The organism is Janibacter sp. HTCC2649, assembly GCF_000152705.1.
Lineage (GTDB): Bacteria > Actinomycetota > Actinomycetes > Actinomycetales > Dermatophilaceae > Knoellia.
The window spans coordinates 1,476,855-1,493,245 of the sequence record NZ_CH672413.1; the positions used below are offsets into that span (position 1 = coordinate 1,476,855).

Consider the following 16,391-nt stretch of genomic DNA (forward strand, 5'->3'; position numbering starts at 1 on the left):
GACACCTCTGGCACTCGGTGGGTTCAGGGGAGGTTGGTGAAGGCCTTCTCGAGGTCGGCGATGACGTCGTCGACACCCTCGAGCCCGACCGACAGGCGCAGCAGGTCCGCATCGGGTCGCGCCTCGGAGACGACGAGGCGATGCGTGAGGCTCGCCGGGTGCTGGATGAGGCTGTCCACTCCTCCGAGCGACACGGCGTGGGTCACGAGGTCGAGATGTTCGACGAAGGCGGCTGCCGCGGCATACCCACCGGTGAGCCGGAAGGCGACGAGCGCACCCGGGCCAGCCATCTGGGTCCCGACGAGTCCGTGGGGGTCTCCGCCGGCCAGGCCCGGGTAGTGCACCCGCGACACCTCGCACCGCTTCGTCAGCCAGGCCGCAACCACGGCCGCGGACTCCTGCTGGGCGCGCACCCGGACGTGGATCGTCTGCAGTCCACGGTGCAGCTCATAGGCCGCGAGCGGGTGCAGCACGGCACCGGTGATGGCACGGATCTGCCGCAGCCGGGCCGTCCACTCGTGGTCGGCGGCCACGACCCCACCCATGACGTCGCCGTGCCCGCCCATGAACTTCGTGGCCGAGTGCAGGACGAGGGTGGCGCCGTGGCGCGTGGGCTGCTGGAGGACCGGCGTGGCGAAGGTGTTGTCCACGGCCACGGGCACGTCACCGGCCTGCGCCACGACTGCCGCGATGTCGACGAGCTCGAGCGAGGGGTTGGCCGGCGTCTCGAGGAGCACCAGACCCGTGTCGGGACGAAGGGCGTCGCCGACCGTCTCCGGCGTGGCCCATGTGACGGTCGTGCCGAGCAGCCCTGTGGCGAGGAGGTGGTCCGAGCCGCCGTAGAGCGGACGCACGGCAACGACGTGAGGCGTGCCGGCCGCCACGGCCGCGAGGAGAACAGCGGTGAGGGCCGCCATGCCGCTCGCGAACGCCACCGACGAGTCGGCCTGTTCCAGGGCGGCGACGGCCCGCTCGAAGCGGTCGACCCCCGGGTTCCAGAGGCGCTGGTAGACCAGCGTCGCCTCGTGGTCGGGCCGCTCCCCCGCACCCAACGTGTCGTATGCCGTTCCGCCGGCTTCGATGGTCGGCATCGGATACGTCGTGGCCAGGTCGATGAGCGGGACGTGCAGCCCGAGCCCGGTGAGGTCCTCACGGGCGGCGTGCACTGCCGTGGTGGCGGGATCGGCGTAGCGCGTCATGGATTCAGACCTCATGACGACCATCCTCCGCAGGATCCACGCTCTGATGAAACAGTCCCGCTGAAACCGGCACCAGAGTGGGAATGTCTGATGCGATCCACGGCTACGCCTGAGTAGCGTGGGGGTGTGCCGAAGAATCCGCATCCCCTCACCCCCGGTCCGGCCCCAACCGCGCCACCCTTGCTCGACGAGATCGACCGTGCCCTCGTCGTCGCCCTCGTGGACGACGGACGCATCTCGAACGCGGCCCTTGCCCGCGAGGTCGGCATCGCCGAGTCGACCTGTGTCGGTCGGGTGAGATCACTGCGGGAACGTGGCGTCATCACCGGCTTCCACGCGTCCCTCGACGCCGCCACGATGGGGCGCCCGCTGCAGGCTGTCATCGCGATCGGGTTGTCGGGACACGACAGGGCTCAGGTCGAGGCGTTCGGCGACGAGATGGCTGGCCTCCCAGGGGTGCTGGCGGCCTTCAACATCAGCGGAGCCGACGACTTCCTGGTGCACGTGAGCGCCGAGTCCCCCGACCAGCTGCGTGACTTCGTCCTCGACAACGTCTCGAGCCGGCCCGGCGTCTCGCACGTGCAGACCTCGCTGATCTTCCGCGCCCACACCGGAAGGCAGAGCCTGTGATCCGCCCAGCAACCCCGGCAGACATCGACGACCTCATCCGGTTCCGGGTCATCATGTTCGAGGCCATGGGCACTGCGCAGCCCGACCTCGATGCACCCGAATGGCTCGCCGCAGCGCGGGCCTGGTTCGAGAGAGTCCTCGAGCGAGATGACGCGCTCATCCTCGTCGCCGACGTCGACGGGCACCTTGTGTCGTGCGGTGTCGCCGAGGTCAAACACATCGGCCCGAGCCCGGGCTGCCCCAACGGCCGTGCCGGGGTCATCAACAACATCGTCACCGTCGTGCAGGCGCGCGGTCAGGGCTGGGGACGGCGCATCACCCACGGCCTGGTCGACTGGTTCGACACTGAGACCGACGCCCGCCGCGTCGACCTCTACGCCACGCCTGACGGAGCCCTCATCTATCGGGACCTCGGCTTCACGGAGCACACCTTCCCGGCCATGCAGCGACCGTCACCTCGCCTCGAGAGGTGAGCGGACGGCATACCCTTCAAAGCCGTGAGGCGGCCTCCCCAGTGGGGAGACCGCCTCACGCAACGAAGGACAGCGTCAGTCCTTGTCCTCGTCGTCGAGCTTGATCGAGCTGTTCTGCTGGACCTGCAGAAGGAACTCATAGTTCGTCTTGCTCTTGCGGAGCCGGTCGAGCAGGAGCTCGATGGCCTGCTGGCTGTCGAGTGCAGCGAGCACGCGACGCAGCTTCCACATGATCTTGAGCTCTTCGGGTGCGAGGAGGATCTCTTCGCGACGGGTGCCCGAGTTGTTGATGTCCACCGCCGGGAAGATGCGGCGGTTGGACAGGCCACGGTCGAGCTTGAGCTCCATGTTGCCGGTGCCCTTGAACTCCTCGAAGATCACCTCGTCCATGCGCGAGCCGGTCTCGACGAGCGCCGTCGCGAGGATGGTGAGCGAGCCACCGTCCTCGATGTTGCGCGCTGCGCCGAAGAACTTCTTCGGCGGGTAGAGGGCAGCTGAGTCGACACCACCGGAGAGGATGCGGCCACTTGCCGGGGCGGCAAGGTTGTAGGCGCGACCCAGCTTGGTGATCGAGTCGAGGAGCACGACGACGTCGTGACCCATCTCGACGAGGCGCTTGGCGCGCTCGATCGCCAGTTCGGCGACCGTCGTGTGGTCCTCGGCAGGACGGTCGAAGGTCGAGGCAATGACCTCACCCTTGACCGCGCGCTGCATGTCGGTGACCTCTTCGGGCCGCTCGTCGACGAGAACGACCATGAGGTGAACCTCGGGGTTGTTCGTCGTGATGGCGTTGGCGATGGCCTGCATGACCATGGTCTTGCCGGCCTTGGCGGGCGCGACGATGAGGCCACGCTGACCCTTGCCGATGGGGGCGACCAGGTCGATGATCCGCGTCGTCAGGATGCCCGGCTCGGTCTCGAGACGGAGGCGGTCCTGCGGGTAGAGCGGCGTGAGCTTGCCGAACTCGACCCGGGCGCGGGCGTCGTCGGGGTTCTGGCCGTTGACGGTGTCGAGGCGCGCGAGCGGGGTGTACTTGGCCCTGTTGTTGCGCGTCCCCACGGTCTGCTGCTGGGGGTCCTCACCATCGCGCGGCGCCTTGGTGGCACCGACGACGGCGTCACCCTTGCGCAGGTTGTGGCGCTTGACCATGCCGAGCGGCACGTAGACGTCGTTGTTGCCCGGGAGGTAGCCCGAGGTGCGAACGAACGCGTAGTTGTCGAGGATGTCGAGAATGCCGGCCACGGGCACGAGGACGTCGTCCTCGGTGATCTGCGGCTCGTTCTCGACCTGGGTCTCGCCACCAGCGGTCACGGGGCGACGCTTGTCGCGGTCCCGGCTGCGGTTGCGGTTGCGGCGACGACGGCCACTGCGGCCGGTCTCGTCGTCATCGTTGCCCTGGTCCTGGCCGCCCTGGTTCGGGCCCTGGTCCTGACCCTGCTGCTTGGCGGCCTGGCCCTGGTTGCGGTCGGTCGCGCGGTCGTTGGTGCGATCGCGCTGCTCCCGGCCGCTGTCGCGCTGCTCGCGGTTCTGGCCGTTGCGGGCCTCGGCCGGGGCCTCGGACGTGTCGGTCCGCTCCGTGCGATCCGTGCGATCAGCGCGGTCGATGCGCTCCGCACGATCCGCGCGGTCGGTCCGGTCCGTGCGATCGTTTCGCTCGGCGCGGTCCGTGCGCTCCGCCCGCTCAACGCGCTCGGGACGCTCAACGCGCTCGGAGCCGTCCTCGCTGGCCGTCGACGACTCGGTCGACACCTTCGGGGTCTCGGACTTCGGGGTCTCGGACTTCGGGGTCACCTGGCCCGACGAGGAGGCGCGACGCGAACGTCCCTGCGCCGGAGCGGAGGACGCGGCCTCGGACGTCGCGGCGGGACCGCTGTCGCCGTTCTGCCGAGACTTGATGGCGGCGACGAGGTCGCCCTTGCGCATCTTGGTGGTGCCGGAGATGCCCATGCTCGAAGCAAGACCCTGGAGCTCGGCAAGGCGCATGGCCGTCAGCGAGCCCGATCGGCGCGGGCTCTGCCCGGATGCCGCGGATGCCTCAAGGGTGGTGGTGTCTGTCACGAAGGATCCTTCCCCTCGTCAGTGGGCCCGAGCCCGCACTGGGCAGGGCCGAAAGTGGGTGCCAGAAGCCTGGCGGATTGATCCACGGGGCTGCCGACTTTCCGGCGCGTGACTCAGCACGACCAGCCCAACAGTGGAGGGTGCGTGTCGCGGTAGGCATCGGGTGAGCAGAACGCTTCCCCGGCATCAACTACGAGCGCACTTCCACAGTAACACCCTGCCCCTCTCGTGCCCGGGCGCCTCGCGCTTCACGTTCAGGAGTCGAGGACCTGCGCACCGCGATCGGGTATGCCGGGGAGCAACACCTGCCACCCATCACCTCCCGCTTCCCTCACGGCTGTCGCCGTGGACGAGGTGGCGAGGACCAGGACGGACGGGCCGGCCCCGGAGATGACGGCCGCGTGCCCGGCGGCACGGAGCTCGTCGACGAGATCCATCGAGGCGGAGTATGCCGGGCGGCGGGGTTCCTGGTGGAGCCACTCGCGAGTGCCGTCGAGGAGGTACTCGGGCGCACTGGTGATGGCGTGGATGAGCAGGGCCGCGCGGGCGGAGTTGGCCGCCGCATCGGCCAGTCGCACCTGGGCGGGAAGCACCGCTCGCGCCGTGGCCGTGGACAGCTGGGTCTGCGGGGTGAAGACGACCGGGACGACGTCGGGGTGGGCGACGAGCCGAAGGGTCGTGGTCCCCTGCTCGGCGTTGTCTGACCATGAGAGCGTCACACCACCGAACACGCTTGCGGAGGAGTTGTCCGGGTGCCCTTCGAGGCGCGCCGCGAGGTCATTGACGGCGCCCAGGTCGATGTCGGCGCCGGGCTGCCCGTCGCGAGCGGCCCGCAGGGCGTGGGCGAGGACGATGCCCATGACGATGGCGGTGGCCGACGAACCCATGCCGCGGCCGTGGGGCACGGCGTTGTCGCACTCGAGACTCAGGCCCGTGGGCGCCTGTTCGCCGAAGGACTCAAAGGCGTGGACCAGGCTGCGGAAGACGAGGTGGGAGGCGTCGGTCGGGACCGCGCCGGAGCCTTCACCCGTCACGGTGATCTCAAGTCCTGAGTGCGCGAGCACCGTTGCGCGACAACGGTCCCAGACACCGAGAGCGACCCCGATGGAGTCAAAGCCCGGCCCGAGGTTGGCACTGCTCGCGGGCACCTTCACGGCCACGGAGGTGCCGGGCAGCCACTCCCCCACGATCAGCTCTCGAAGCCGAGGACCTCGGCGACAGCCTGGGCCTCGGCGTGGACCTTGACCGGCTCGATGTCGGAACCGTCAGCCGTGCGCAGGGCCCACTGGGGGTCCTTGAGGCCGTGCCCGGTCACGGTGCAGACGATGGTCGCGTCGCGCGGCACCTCACCGCGCTCGCTCGCCTGCATGAGGCCGGCGATGCTCGCGGCCGAGCCGGGTTCGACGAAGATGCCCTCGGTCGAGGACAGCAGGCGGTGCGCGGCGAGGATCTGCTCGTCGGTGACGGACTCGATGCGGCCACCGGACTGGTCGCGCGCCTCCTCGGCCTGACGCCACGAGGCGGGGTTGCCGATGCGGATCGCCGTGGCGATGGTCTCGGGGTTGTCGATCGGGTGGCCGAGGACGAGTGGAGCCGCTCCAGCAGCTTGGAAGCCCCACATCTGGGGAGTGTGCGTCGACACGGCCGGCAGGCCCTCGGCGTCCGTGGCGTACTCGGTGTAACCGCGCCAGTAGGCCGTGATATTGCCGGCGTTGCCGACCGGAAGGATGTGGATGTCGGGAGCATCGCCCAAGGCGTCGACGATCTCGAACGCCGCGGTCTTCTGTCCCTCGATGCGCGCCGGGTTGACCGAGTTGACGAGCTCGACCGGGTGCACCTCGGCGAGCTTGCGCGCCACGGTGAGGCAGTTGTCGAAGTTGCCGTCGACCTGGATGAGCGTGGCGCCGTGGGCGATCGCCTGGCTGAGCTTGCCCATCGCGATCTTGCCCTCGGGGACGAGGACGGCGCACGTCATGCCGGCCTTGGTCGCGTAGGCCGCAGCGGAGGCGCTCGTGTTGCCGGTGCTCGCGCAGATGACGGCCTTCGCGCCGCGACCCTTGGCGTAGGAGATGGCGGTGGTCATGCCGCGGTCCTTGAAGGACCCGGTCGGGTTGAGGCCTTCGTACTTGACGAGGACGTTGGCACCGACGAGCTCGGACAGGTGCTCGGCCTGGATGAGCGGCGTGCCGCCCTCGTGCAGGGTCACGACAGGTGAGCCGGCCAGCATCGGCAGGCGGTCGGCATACTCACGGATGACTCCGCGCCATTGGTGTGCCACGTCAGGCCCCTTCCACTCTCATCCAGGAGACGACCGCGTCGACGGTGTCGAGGCCGGTCAGGGCATCGACCGTCGCGGCCAGCGCGGAGTCGGGCGCGCGGTGCGTGACGATGACGAGCGAGGCGCGTTCGTCACCCTCGCCCAGCACCCGCTGTCGGACGGTCTCGATCGACACGCCGTGCTCCGCGAACGCCGATGCCACCTGGGCGAGGACGCCCGGGCGGTCGGCCACGGCGAGGCTGATGTGGTACCTCGTCGTGGCCTGGCCCATGTCGACGACGGGAAGGTCTGCATAGGCGGACTCGGTCGGGCCGTGCCCTCCGGCGAGGCGGTGGCGGGCGACAGCGACGACGTCACCGAGGACGGCCGACGAGGTCGGGTCGCCGCCGGCACCCTTGCCGTAGAACATGAGCTCGCCCGCGGCAGCGGCCTCGACGAACACCGCGTTGTAGGCATCGCGCACCGACGCCAGCGGGTGGCTGCGAGCGATCATCGCGGGGTGCACCCGCACGCTCACACCGCTCGGCGCACCGGACTCGTCGCGGACGAGTTCGCAGATCGCGAGCAGCTTGACGACGGCATCCATGTCACGGGCCGCCTGGATGTCGGCGGCCGTCACCTCGGTGATCCCCTCGCGGTGGACGTCATCGATGGAGACACGGGTGTGGAACGCCAACGACGCGAGGATCGCGGCCTTGGCGGCAGCGTCGAAGCCCTCGACGTCGGCGGTCGGGTCGGCCTCGGCATAGCCGAGCGACTGAGCCTGCTCGACGGTCTCGGCGAAGCCGGCACCGGTCGAATCCATCTTGTCGAGAACGAAGTTCGTCGTGCCGTTGACGATGCCAAGGACGCGCTGGACGTCATCACCGACGAGGGACTCGCGCATGGGTCGCACGATCGGGATGGCGCCAGCGACGGCGGCCTCGTAGTAGAGGTCGACCCCGTGCTCGCCCGCGGCGGCATACAGAGTTGGTCCGTCCTCGGCGAGCAGCGCCTTGTTGGCGGTGACCACCGAGGCCCCGTGCTGCATCGCCGTGAGGATGAGCTCGCGAGCCGGGTCGATGCCGCCGATGACCTCGATGACGATGTCGGCGCCGCGCACGAGGGTGTCCGCGTCGGCCGTGAAGAGTGACGGGTCGACGGGAACATCGGGGCGCGGGCGGTCGGGGCGACGCACGGCGATGCCGATGAGCTCGAGCCTGGCGCCGACGCGCGAGGCCAGGTCGTCGGCGTTGTCGACGAGCATCCTCGCGACGGAGGAGCCCACGACCCCACACCCGAGCAGGGCAACCTTGAGGACCGGCAGATCAGCAGTGGTGGGTGCCATTTCGGCGGGGTTCTCCTCTGACGTCATGGGCTCGACCGCACCGCGGCGACATCATTGCGCTGCGTCATCACTGCTCCCGACGTCGAGAGCAAGCAGGTCGTCGATGGTCTCACGGCGCACGATGACCCGTGCCTTGCCGTCTCGGACCGCGAGCACCGGCGGTCGCGGCGTGTGGTTGTACTGGCTGGACAGCGCGCGGCAGTAGGCGCCGGTGCCGGGCACGGCGATGAGGTCACCCGGCTGGGTGTCCGCCGGCAACCACTCGTCCTGGACGACGATGTCGCCGCTCTCGCAGTGCTTGCCGACGACGCGGGCCAGCATCGGCTCGGCGTCGGAGCTGCGGTTGGCCAGGGTGCACGAGTAGTCGGCCTCGTAGAGCGCGGGCCGCACGTTGTCACTCATGCCCCCGTCGACGGAGACGTAGACACGGGAGTGGTGGTCGCCGAGCTCGACCGGCTTGACCGTGCCGACCTCGTAGAGGGTGAAGGTCGAGGGGCCGACGATGGCGCGACCTGGTTCGATCGAGACGCGTGGGAAAGGCACAGCAACCGAGTCCGAGTTTGCGCCGATGGCCTTGAACTCGCGCCCGACGATGTCGGCGAGCTGTGCGCCGAGCTCGCCCGGCCCGAGCGGCGTGTGCTGCGACGTGTAGGCCATGCCGAAGCCGCCACCGAGGTCGATCTCCGGGCTGTGGTGCCCGAGCTCGTTGGCGATCTGCGCGTGCAGCCCGACGAGCCGGCGAGCACTCATCTCGAAGCCGCCGGTGTCGAAGATCTGGCTGCCGATGTGCGAGTGCAGACCACGCAGGTCGAGGGTGTCGTGCGCGAGGACGGCCTTGGCCGCGACGAGCGCCTGCCCACCGGAGAGGCTGAAGCCGAACTTCTGGTCCTCGTGCCCGGTGGCGATGAACTCGTGGGTGTGGGCCTCGACGCCGACGGTCACGCGGATCATCACCGGGGCAACCACGCCCAGCTCGGCAGCGATCTCTGCCACTCGCTCGATCTCGATGAAGGAGTCGACGACGATCCGCCCGACGCCGTAGTCGAGGGCATCGCGGATCTCGGCCAGCGACTTGTTGTTGCCGTGGAAGCCGATCCGCTCCGCCGGGAAGCCTGCGCGGCGAGCCACGGCGAGCTCGCCGCCACTGCACACATCGAGCGAAAGCCCCTCTTGCGCAACCCATTTCGCGACGGCCGTGCACAGGAACGCCTTGCCGGCGTAGTAGATGTCGGCGCCACCGCACACCGTCTCGAACGGAGCCGCGAAGTCGTCGCGGAAGCTGCGGGCCCGCGCTCGGAAGTCACCCTCGTCGACGACGTAGGCCGGTGTGCCGAACTCGCGTGCGATGGTGTCCACGTCGAGACCGGCAACGGTCAAGCGGCCCTCGCCGTCACGGCATACCGAATCCGCCCAGAGCTGCGGAAGCAACGCGTTGACGTCGGTCGGGAACGGCAGGTAGAGCGGCGGGCCGCCATAGCCCTCGGCGTGGAGAGCACCGGCCTCGTGCGAACGCATCGGTCAGTCCCTCACATGCGCTCGGGCGCGCTGACGCCGAGCAGGTCGAGGCCGTTGGCGAGCACCTGACGGGTGGCGTCGTTGAGCCACAGCCGGGTGCGGTGGAGGTCGGTGACCTCCTCCTCGGCGTTCATCGGCCGGACCCGGCAGGTGTCGTACCACTTGTGGTAGCGGCCGGCGAGGTCCTCGAGGTAGCGAGCGACCCGGTGGGGTTCGCGCAGCTGGGCGGCCTGGGCGACGACCCGGGGGAAGTCGCCGAGGATCGCGAGGAGCGTTGCCTCGGTGGCGTCGGTGAGCAGCGCCGGGTCGAAGCCGTCGTCACGGCGCACGCCGTCCTCCCCGGCGAGCCGGGACACGTTGGCCGTGCGGGCGTGGGCGTACTGGACGTAGAAGACCGGGTTGTCGTTGGTCTGCTTGCGCAGCTCCTCACCGTCGAGCGACAGGGGGCTGTCCGCGGGGTAGCGAGCCAGGTTGTAACGCACCGCGTCCTTGCCGATCCAGTCGAGCAGGTCGTTGAGCTCGATGATGTTGCCGGCCCGCTTGGACAGCTTGGCGCCGTTGAGGTTGACGAGCTGACCGATGCGCACGTCGATGTTGACCTCGGGGTCGTCACCGGCGCAGGCAGCGATCGCCTTGAGGCGGCCGATGTAACCGTGGTGGTCGGCTCCCAGGAGATAGATCTTCTCGGTGAAGCCGCGGTCCTTCTTGCTGAGGTAGTACGCAGCGTCGGCCGCGAAGTAGGTCGGCACCCCGTCGGCGCGGATGAGTACCCGGTCCTTGTCGTCGGTGAAGTCGGTCGTGCGCAGCCAGACCGCGCCGTCCTTGTCATCGACGTGGCCCTGCTCACGCAGGCGTTCGACGGCCTTCTCGACGGCACCACCGTCATGGAGCTCCTGCTCGGAGAACCAGACGTCGAAGAACACCCCGAACCGCTCGAGCGTCTGCTGGATCTCGGCGAGCTGCGCCGTGTAGGCAAGGGGCCGGGCCACGGCGATGGCCTCGTCCTCGGGCAGGTCGAGCACGTCCGGACGCTGCTCGACGACGGCCTTGGCGAGGTCGCCGATGTAGGCACCCGGGTAGCCGCCCTCGGGAGTGGGCTGGCCCTTGGCGCCGGCCAGGACACTGAGCGCGAACTTGTCCATCTGGGCGCCGGCGTCGTTGATGTAGTACTCCGCCGTGACGTCCGCCCCCGAGGCCGTCAGCAGTCGCCGCATCGAGTCGCCGAGCGCGGCCCAACGGGTGTGACCGATGTGCAGCGGGCCCGTGGGGTTGGCAGAGATGAACTCGAGGTTGATCGTGTGGCCGGCTTCGGAATCGTTCTTTCCGTATGCCGTGCCGCTCTCGACGATGTTCCGCGCCAGTTCTCCGGCGCTCGCGGCATCGAGACCGATGTTGAGGAAGCCGGGGCCGGCGACGTCGACCTGCGCGATGCCGTCCATGGCGCGGAGACGCTCGGCGAGGCGCGTCGCGAGGTCACGCGGCGGCATACCGGCTGTCTTGGCCAGCTGAAGCGCGATGTTGGTGGACCAGTCGCCGTGGCCGCGGTTCTTGGGTCGCTCCACACGAACTTCACCGGGGACATCGACGGTGAAGTCACCGGCGGCAGTGGCCTCGAGCAGGGCAGCCCGGATTGCGGAGGAGAGTTCTTCGGGAGTCACCCGGGAAGTCTATTGGGCCTGAATCTCCGGGCGTCCGTCGGCCGCGAGGCGTGAGATGACCTCGACGAGCTCGACCGGATCGAAGGGCTTGCCGACGAAGGCGTCGAATCCGGCCAGTGTTGCGGCGCTGCGGTCGTGCTCTGTCGTCGACGCCGTGACCAGGAGGGTCGGGACATCGGCGAGACGCGGATGGGCGCGGATCGCGGCGATGGCCCACCATCCGTCTCGGCGCGGGGTCTGCGCGTCGAGGACGATGACGTCGGGAACTCGGGCCGACGGATCGATGAGGTGACTCATCGCTTCGTGACCGTCCGCGGCCTCGAGAACGTCAAAACCTTCGAGTTCGAGATTGATCCGGATGATGGCCCGAATGGAGTCGATGTCGTCGCAGACCATGACCAGCGGACGGGGCGCGATCGCCACGACTGCGGGTACGGATTCCATGGTCTGAACTCTAGGCTGCTACCCTCCCTGAGCATCCCAAAACGGCTCGAATCACCAGCATTCGGACCGTTTGAGCCCCCGTAGCTCAGGGGATAGAGCACCGCCCTCCGGAGGCGGGGGCGCAGGTTCGAATCCTGCCGGGGGCACGCGAAGAAGGCCGGTGAAGGACACGGAGTGTCAATTCACCGGCCTTTCGCGTGCCCCCGGCAGAAGTAACAGGCGCTTCGAACGGAGTGAGAGCGCCGACGGGGGCACCAAGGGGCGCCGGCGCAGCCGGGGGCAGGTTCCGGGCCGAAGGTCCGCTGCCTGAGAGGTGCAGCGGCGGCGTAAGCCGGCGGCAGCGGAGGAACTTGGTGGGCAGGAACTCAGCCGCGCTGGGACTCAGCCGCGCTGCGACGAGTCAGTGACCTCGCCGACGAGTTCCTCGATCACGTCCTCCAGGAACACGACCCCGATCACTCCCCCGTCGTCAGCCACGACCCGCGCCAGGTGCGAACCCGTGCGCTGCATCGTGGCGAGTACGGATTCCACTTCGTCGCCCGGTCGCACGTTCGCCATCCTGCGGATGCGTTTGGCCGGCACGGGCTGCAGGCGTTCCTCCTCGTCGGCGAAGAGCACGTCCTTGAGGTGGAGGTAGCCGGACAGCTCTCCCCCGGCGTCAACGACCGGGAACCGGGAGTAGCCGTGTCGGGCCACGAGTCGTTCGATGCCGTCGGGGGTGGCGTCCAGCCCGACGGTGATGAGCTGGCCGAGGGGCACACCCACGTCGCGCGCATCCTTGTCGCTGAACTCGAGGGCCGCTCCGAGCAGGCCGTACTGGTCCGCCTCGACGAGCCCTTCCCTGTGCGACTCGGAGAGGATCTGGGCGACCTCCTCGGCGGTGAAGGCGGATGCCAGCTCATCCTTGGGGTCGACGCCGAGCGCGCGGACGAGGACCTTGGAGATCCAGTCCATGGCGCTGATGATCGGCTTGACGACGTTGGACACGACAACGAGGGCCGGCACGAGCGCGATCGCTGCACGTTCGGGTGTCGCGATCGAGAGGTTCTTGGGGATCATCTCGCCGATGACGACGTGCAGGAACACGACGATGAGCAGGGCCAGCACGAGCGCGAGCACGTCGGCGGCGGCCTCGGGGGCGCCCAGGGCTTCAACCGGCCCGACGAACGCATGGTGCAGCGCCGACTCCGAGATGGCACCGAGCATGACCGAGCAGACAGTGATCCCGAGCTGAGCCGTCGCGAGCAGGATTCCGGTGCGGGACATGGCATCGAGCGCGGTGCGGGCGCGGCGACTGCCTTCTTCGGCGAGGGGTTCGAGCTGGCTGCGCCGGGCCGACATGGCGGCGAACTCGGCGCCGACGAAGAACGCGTTGGCGAGCAACAGGACGATGGTGATGAGGACGGTTCCCAGGCTCATGCGGGCGCCCCCTCTTCCTCGTCGGGCGAGCCCGTGGGGGCATCACCCTCCTGCAGGACGGGCGTGAAGCGCAGGCGGTCGACCCGACGCGCTTCCATGTCGATGACCGTGATCCGCCATTGCGGCAGTTCGACGACGTCGCCGACCTCGGGCACCCGCCCGAGCTCGGACATGAGGAACCCAGCGACCGTCTCGTATGCCGGCCCCTCGGGGATCTCGATGCCCGTGCGCCTTTGCACTTCGTCGGGTCTCCAGAGACCCGGGACGGTCCAGGAGCCATCGGTCATCTGCCGCCCGGTGGTCTGGCTGCGGTCGTGCTCGTCGGACACCTCGCCGACGATCTCCTCGACAAGGTCCTCGAGGGTGACGACTCCGGAGGTGCCGCCGTACTCGTCGACGACGATGGCGAACTGTTGACCGCTGTCGCGCAGGTGGATGAGGAGCGGGTCGAGGCGAATCGTCTCGGGGACGACGAGCGGCGGGGTCATCAGGGCCGACACGGGGACGTCGTCACGCCGCTCGTGGGGAACGGCGATGGCCTTCTTGACGTGGACCACTCCGTCGACGTCGTCCCAGTCGTCGTCGATGACGGGGAAGCGGGAGTGGCCGGTCTGGCGCGCGAGCTCGACGCATTCGCGGGCGGAGGCGGACCGGTCGATGGCGGTGGCCCGCGAGCGCGGGGTCATGACGTCGGCTGCGGTCTGCGCACCAAAGGTGAGCGAGGCGGTGACGAGACGGGCCGTCCCGAGGTCGAGCGTGCCGGCCTCGGCGGAGGTCCGCACGAGGGAGGCGAGTTCGGCGGGGCTGCGAGCGGCCGAGAGTTCCTCCACGGGTTCGACACCCATCGCGCGCAGTGCCGAGTTCGCCGTGCCGTTGAGGACCTGGATGAACGGTTTGAAGGCGAGGGCGAACCACCGCACGGGCGCGGCCACCCACTTGGCCGTGGCGAGAGGGGTCGAGATCGCCAGGGTCTTGGGCACCATCTCGCCGACGATCATCGAGAAGATCGTGGCGATGACCATGGCGAGCACCGAAGCGACGCGTTCGGCGAGCGACTCGCCCAGACCCAGCGACTCGAGCGGTCCGAGGAGCAGCTTCCCGATCGACGGGTTCGCCAGGAAGCCGAGCACCAGCGTGGTCAGGGTGATCCCGACCTGCGAGGCGGACAGCTGCGTGGACAGGGCCCGAAGGGAGGTGAGGACGGAACGGGCGCGCGTGTCACCGCGCTCGACGGCCTTCTCGACACTGGGCCGGTCGAGCGCGACCAGCGCGAACTCGGCGGCAACGAACAGGGCGGTCCCCAGCGTCAGCGCAATGCCGGCGAGGACGAGTAACCACTCGGTCATAGTGGGCACCATCCTAGGGATGCGTCGGGCCGGGACGGGACGGGGGACCTCGGGGACGCGCCCAGCCGTGGACGGAGTCATCCTTCGGGTGGACCCGGACTCCGCCGCGCGGTTGACCCTCACGCGACGTGAGCCTGCAAGACTTGGCGCCATGGCCAGACATCAGCTTTCGGGGGGCGGCGCTCGATGACCGCCACTTCAACGACCACCGGCGCACGCATCGAGGTGCGTGACCTCACCAAGACCTTCGGGTCCTTCACCGCTGTCGACCAGTTGTCCTTCCAGGTCGAGCCGGGCCGGATCACCGGCTTCCTCGGCCCCAACGGCGCCGGCAAGACGACGAGCCTGCGCATGCTTCTCGGGCTCATCCACCCGACGTCGGGCAGCGCGACCATCGACGGTCAGAACTACCACGACCTCGACCACCCGCAGTCCGTCGTGGGTTCGGCCCTCGAGGCGACGAACTTCCACCCAGGGCGCACCGGTCGCGACCACCTCCGGGTCCTCGCCGCCGCAGGCGGCCTGCCCGACAGCCGCGTCGACGAACTCCTCGAGCTGACCGGCATACCCGCCGCTGCGCGCAAACGCGCTGGTGAGTACTCCATGGGCATGCGCCAGCGTCTCGGTCTCGCGGCCGCACTCCTCGGGGACCCGCGGGTCCTCATCCTCGACGAGCCGTCCAACGGTCTCGACCCGGAAGGCATCCGCTGGCTCCGCGGGTTCCTGCGCCACCTGAGCAGTGAGGGCAAGACGATCCTCGTCTCCAGCCACCTCCTCCAGGAGGTCGAGGCCACCGTCGACGACGTGGTCATCATCGCCAACGGCCGCATGGTCCGCTCCGGTGCCATGTCCGAGCTGCGTGGTGCTCCGTCGACGATCGTCCGCACCTCCGATGTCCAACAGCTCGCCGGCGCCCTGCGCGTCGCCGACGTCATGTCCTCCCCCGGCACCGACGGCGAGCTCATCGTCGAGACGACCGACAAGCGACTCGTCGGTGACGTGGCTCTGCGAGCGGGCCTGCCCGTCTGGGAGCTGCGTGACCGCAAGGCCGACCTCGAGGCGCTCTTCTTCGAGCTCACCGAGGGCACCAACCGCAATCTCGGCGACGGCAGCAGCAGCCCGCACGAGGCCGATGCCATCTCCGGTCAGGAAGGGGCGAACCTCTGATGGGCGATGCCATCAAGTCCGAGTTCCGCAAGTTCTTCACGACCCGCATGTGGTGGGGCATGGCGATCGCCATGTTCATCGGCGGCGCCCTCTTTGCGGTGATCCTCGGGTTCGTCCTCACGATCGCCCCGACCCAGGAGTCGGTCGACGCGGGACAGCCCACGGGAAGCCCACTCCAGATCGCGAACAGTGTCTACACGGCCGGGCTCACCATCGGCTACACGCTCACCCTCGTCATCGGGATCATGCAGATCGGCTCCGAGTACCGCCACAAGACGGTGACGAGCACCTTCCTCAGCACTCCGCGACGGATGCGGGTCATGCTCGCCAAGGTCGTGGCACTGCTCGGCATCGGCGCCGTCTACGGCCTCATCTCGCTCATCGGATCCGTCATCGCCGGAGCCATCGTGCTCCAGTCGCGCGGCGCGGACCCGTTCCCGAGCACGGAGGTGTTGCGTGCCCTGGCGTTGAGCCTGCTGGTCCTTGGCCTGTGGGCCCTCATCGGTCTCGGTGTCGGCATCCTCATCCCCAACCAGGTGGCCGCCCTGCTCATCTCCATCGGAGTCGCCTGGATCATCGAGCCGCTCGCCGGCTTCGCGCTGAGCTTCTGGGACTTCGGTCGCGAGCACATCGTGCACTTCCTGCCGGGTCAGGCGACGAACGCGATGGTGAGTGGGGTCTCCCAGGGTGGAGACAACGCCGTGCAACCGCTGAGCTGGTGGGCCGCCGCCCTCGTCCTCGCCGCGTATGCCGCCGTGATGAGTGCCATCGGCACCTGGCGGACCGTGCGTCAGGACATCTCCTAGAACCTCCCACCGCGGGTGAGCAGGCTGGGTTCAGGGGCCAGCCAGCTCACCCGCGGTGGGTCAGGAAAAGC

Annotated in this window: 14 protein-coding genes and 1 tRNA gene; 5 read left to right on the plus strand and 10 right to left on the minus strand. The window is 69.0% G+C overall.

Features of this window, described 5'->3' with window-relative positions:
- Nucleotides 1-23: 23 nt before the first annotated feature.
- A complete protein-coding gene (locus tag JNB_RS06950; protein ID WP_009775722.1) occupies nucleotides 24-1,223 on the minus strand; it encodes a PLP-dependent aspartate aminotransferase family protein in 1,200 nt (399 codons plus the stop codon).
- Between the two features lie 102 nt (nucleotides 1,224-1,325).
- On the opposite strand from JNB_RS06950, the gene JNB_RS06955 reads away from it, so the two are divergent.
- A complete protein-coding gene (locus tag JNB_RS06955; protein WP_040883637.1) occupies nucleotides 1,326-1,829 on the plus strand; it encodes an Lrp/AsnC family transcriptional regulator in 504 nt (167 codons plus the stop codon).
- Complete coding sequence (locus tag JNB_RS06960) at nucleotides 1,826-2,302, plus strand: GNAT family N-acetyltransferase (RefSeq protein ID WP_009775724.1); 477 nt, start codon at nucleotides 1,826-1,828, stop codon at nucleotides 2,300-2,302. Before JNB_RS06955 ends, JNB_RS06960 begins: the two co-directional genes overlap by 4 nt.
- Before the next feature lie 75 nt (nucleotides 2,303-2,377).
- On the opposite strand, the gene rho is transcribed toward JNB_RS06960, so the two are convergent.
- The 7 genes from rho to JNB_RS06995 all read right to left on the minus strand — a co-directional run bounded on the left by rho (nucleotide 2,378) and on the right by JNB_RS06995 (nucleotide 11,582).
- Complete coding sequence (rho, locus tag JNB_RS06965; RefSeq protein WP_040883638.1) at nucleotides 2,378-4,360, minus strand: transcription termination factor Rho; 1,983 nt, start codon at nucleotides 4,358-4,360, stop codon at nucleotides 2,378-2,380.
- Nucleotides 4,361-4,614: 254 nt separating this feature from the next.
- Nucleotides 4,615-5,547, minus strand: a complete 933-nt coding sequence (thrB, locus tag JNB_RS06970) for a homoserine kinase (RefSeq protein WP_009775726.1) — start codon at nucleotides 5,545-5,547, stop codon at nucleotides 4,615-4,617.
- A gap of 2 nt (nucleotides 5,548-5,549) precedes the next feature.
- Complete coding sequence (gene thrC, locus JNB_RS06975; protein ID WP_009775727.1) at nucleotides 5,550-6,638, minus strand: threonine synthase; 1,089 nt, start codon at nucleotides 6,636-6,638, stop codon at nucleotides 5,550-5,552.
- Between the two features lies 1 nt (nucleotide 6,639).
- Nucleotides 6,640-7,992 (minus strand): homoserine dehydrogenase, encoded by a 1,353-nt coding sequence (locus tag JNB_RS06980; protein ID WP_009775728.1) that lies wholly within the window; start codon nucleotides 7,990-7,992, stop codon nucleotides 6,640-6,642.
- Between the two features lie 24 nt (nucleotides 7,993-8,016).
- Nucleotides 8,017-9,480 (minus strand): diaminopimelate decarboxylase, encoded by a 1,464-nt coding sequence (gene lysA, locus JNB_RS06985; RefSeq protein ID WP_009775729.1) that lies wholly within the window; start codon nucleotides 9,478-9,480, stop codon nucleotides 8,017-8,019.
- An 11-nt stretch (nucleotides 9,481-9,491) separates the two neighbouring features.
- Nucleotides 9,492-11,138 (minus strand): arginine--tRNA ligase, encoded by a 1,647-nt coding sequence (gene argS / locus JNB_RS06990; protein WP_009775730.1) that lies wholly within the window; start codon nucleotides 11,136-11,138, stop codon nucleotides 9,492-9,494.
- A 9-nt stretch (nucleotides 11,139-11,147) separates the two neighbouring features.
- On the minus strand, nucleotides 11,148-11,582 hold the full coding sequence (locus JNB_RS06995; RefSeq protein ID WP_148232344.1) for a response regulator: 435 nt from the start codon (nucleotides 11,580-11,582) through the stop codon (nucleotides 11,148-11,150).
- Between the two features lie 74 nt (nucleotides 11,583-11,656).
- Between JNB_RS06995 and JNB_RS07000 the strand changes: the two genes are divergently transcribed.
- Nucleotides 11,657-11,728, plus strand: a tRNA-Arg gene (locus JNB_RS07000).
- 235 nt (nucleotides 11,729-11,963) lie between these two features.
- Here JNB_RS07000 and JNB_RS07005 read toward each other — a convergent pair.
- Nucleotides 11,964-13,001, minus strand: a complete 1,038-nt coding sequence (locus JNB_RS07005) for a hemolysin family protein (protein ID WP_009775732.1) — start codon at nucleotides 12,999-13,001, stop codon at nucleotides 11,964-11,966.
- The gene (locus tag JNB_RS07010; RefSeq protein ID WP_009775733.1) at nucleotides 12,998-14,347 is read right to left on the minus strand and encodes a hemolysin family protein; all 1,350 of its coding nucleotides are present in this window, start codon (nucleotides 14,345-14,347) and stop codon (nucleotides 12,998-13,000) included. Before JNB_RS07010 ends, JNB_RS07005 begins: the two co-directional genes overlap by 4 nt.
- 186 nt (nucleotides 14,348-14,533) lie before the next feature.
- Here JNB_RS07010 and JNB_RS07015 point away from each other — a divergent pair, with 186 nt between their 5' ends.
- Together JNB_RS07015 and JNB_RS07020 are read left to right on the plus strand one after the other, a co-directional pair.
- Nucleotides 14,534-15,514, plus strand: a complete 981-nt coding sequence (locus JNB_RS07015; RefSeq protein WP_009775734.1) for an ABC transporter ATP-binding protein — start codon at nucleotides 14,534-14,536, stop codon at nucleotides 15,512-15,514.
- Nucleotides 15,514-16,320, plus strand: a complete 807-nt coding sequence (locus JNB_RS07020) for an ABC transporter permease subunit (protein WP_009775735.1) — start codon at nucleotides 15,514-15,516, stop codon at nucleotides 16,318-16,320. The genes JNB_RS07015 and JNB_RS07020 overlap by 1 nt, the downstream gene beginning before the upstream one ends.
- The last annotated feature ends 71 nt before the right edge of the window (nucleotides 16,321-16,391 follow it).

Bases quoted from the DNA above. Each gene is read 5' to 3' on its own strand.
- JNB_RS06950 (WP_009775722.1), bottom strand. From the start codon at position 1,223: ATGGTCGTCATGAGGTCTGAATCCATGACGCGCTACGCCGATCCCGCC.
- JNB_RS06980 (WP_009775728.1), bottom strand. From the start codon at position 7,992: ATGACGTCAGAGGAGAACCCCGCCGAAATGGCACCCACCACTGCTGAT.
- lysA (WP_009775729.1), bottom strand. From the start codon at position 9,480: ATGCGTTCGCACGAGGCCGGTGCTCTCCACGCCGAGGGCTATGGCGGC.
- JNB_RS06995 (WP_148232344.1), bottom strand. From the start codon at position 11,582: ATGGAATCCGTACCCGCAGTCGTGGCGATCGCGCCCCGTCCGCTGGTC.
- JNB_RS07005 (WP_009775732.1), bottom strand. From the start codon at position 13,001: ATGAGCCTGGGAACCGTCCTCATCACCATCGTCCTGTTGCTCGCCAAC.
- JNB_RS07010 (WP_009775733.1), bottom strand. From the start codon at position 14,347: ATGACCGAGTGGTTACTCGTCCTCGCCGGCATTGCGCTGACGCTGGGG.
- JNB_RS07015 (WP_009775734.1), top strand. From the start codon at position 14,534: ATGACCGCCACTTCAACGACCACCGGCGCACGCATCGAGGTGCGTGAC.
- JNB_RS07020 (WP_009775735.1), top strand. From the start codon at position 15,514: ATGGGCGATGCCATCAAGTCCGAGTTCCGCAAGTTCTTCACGACCCGC.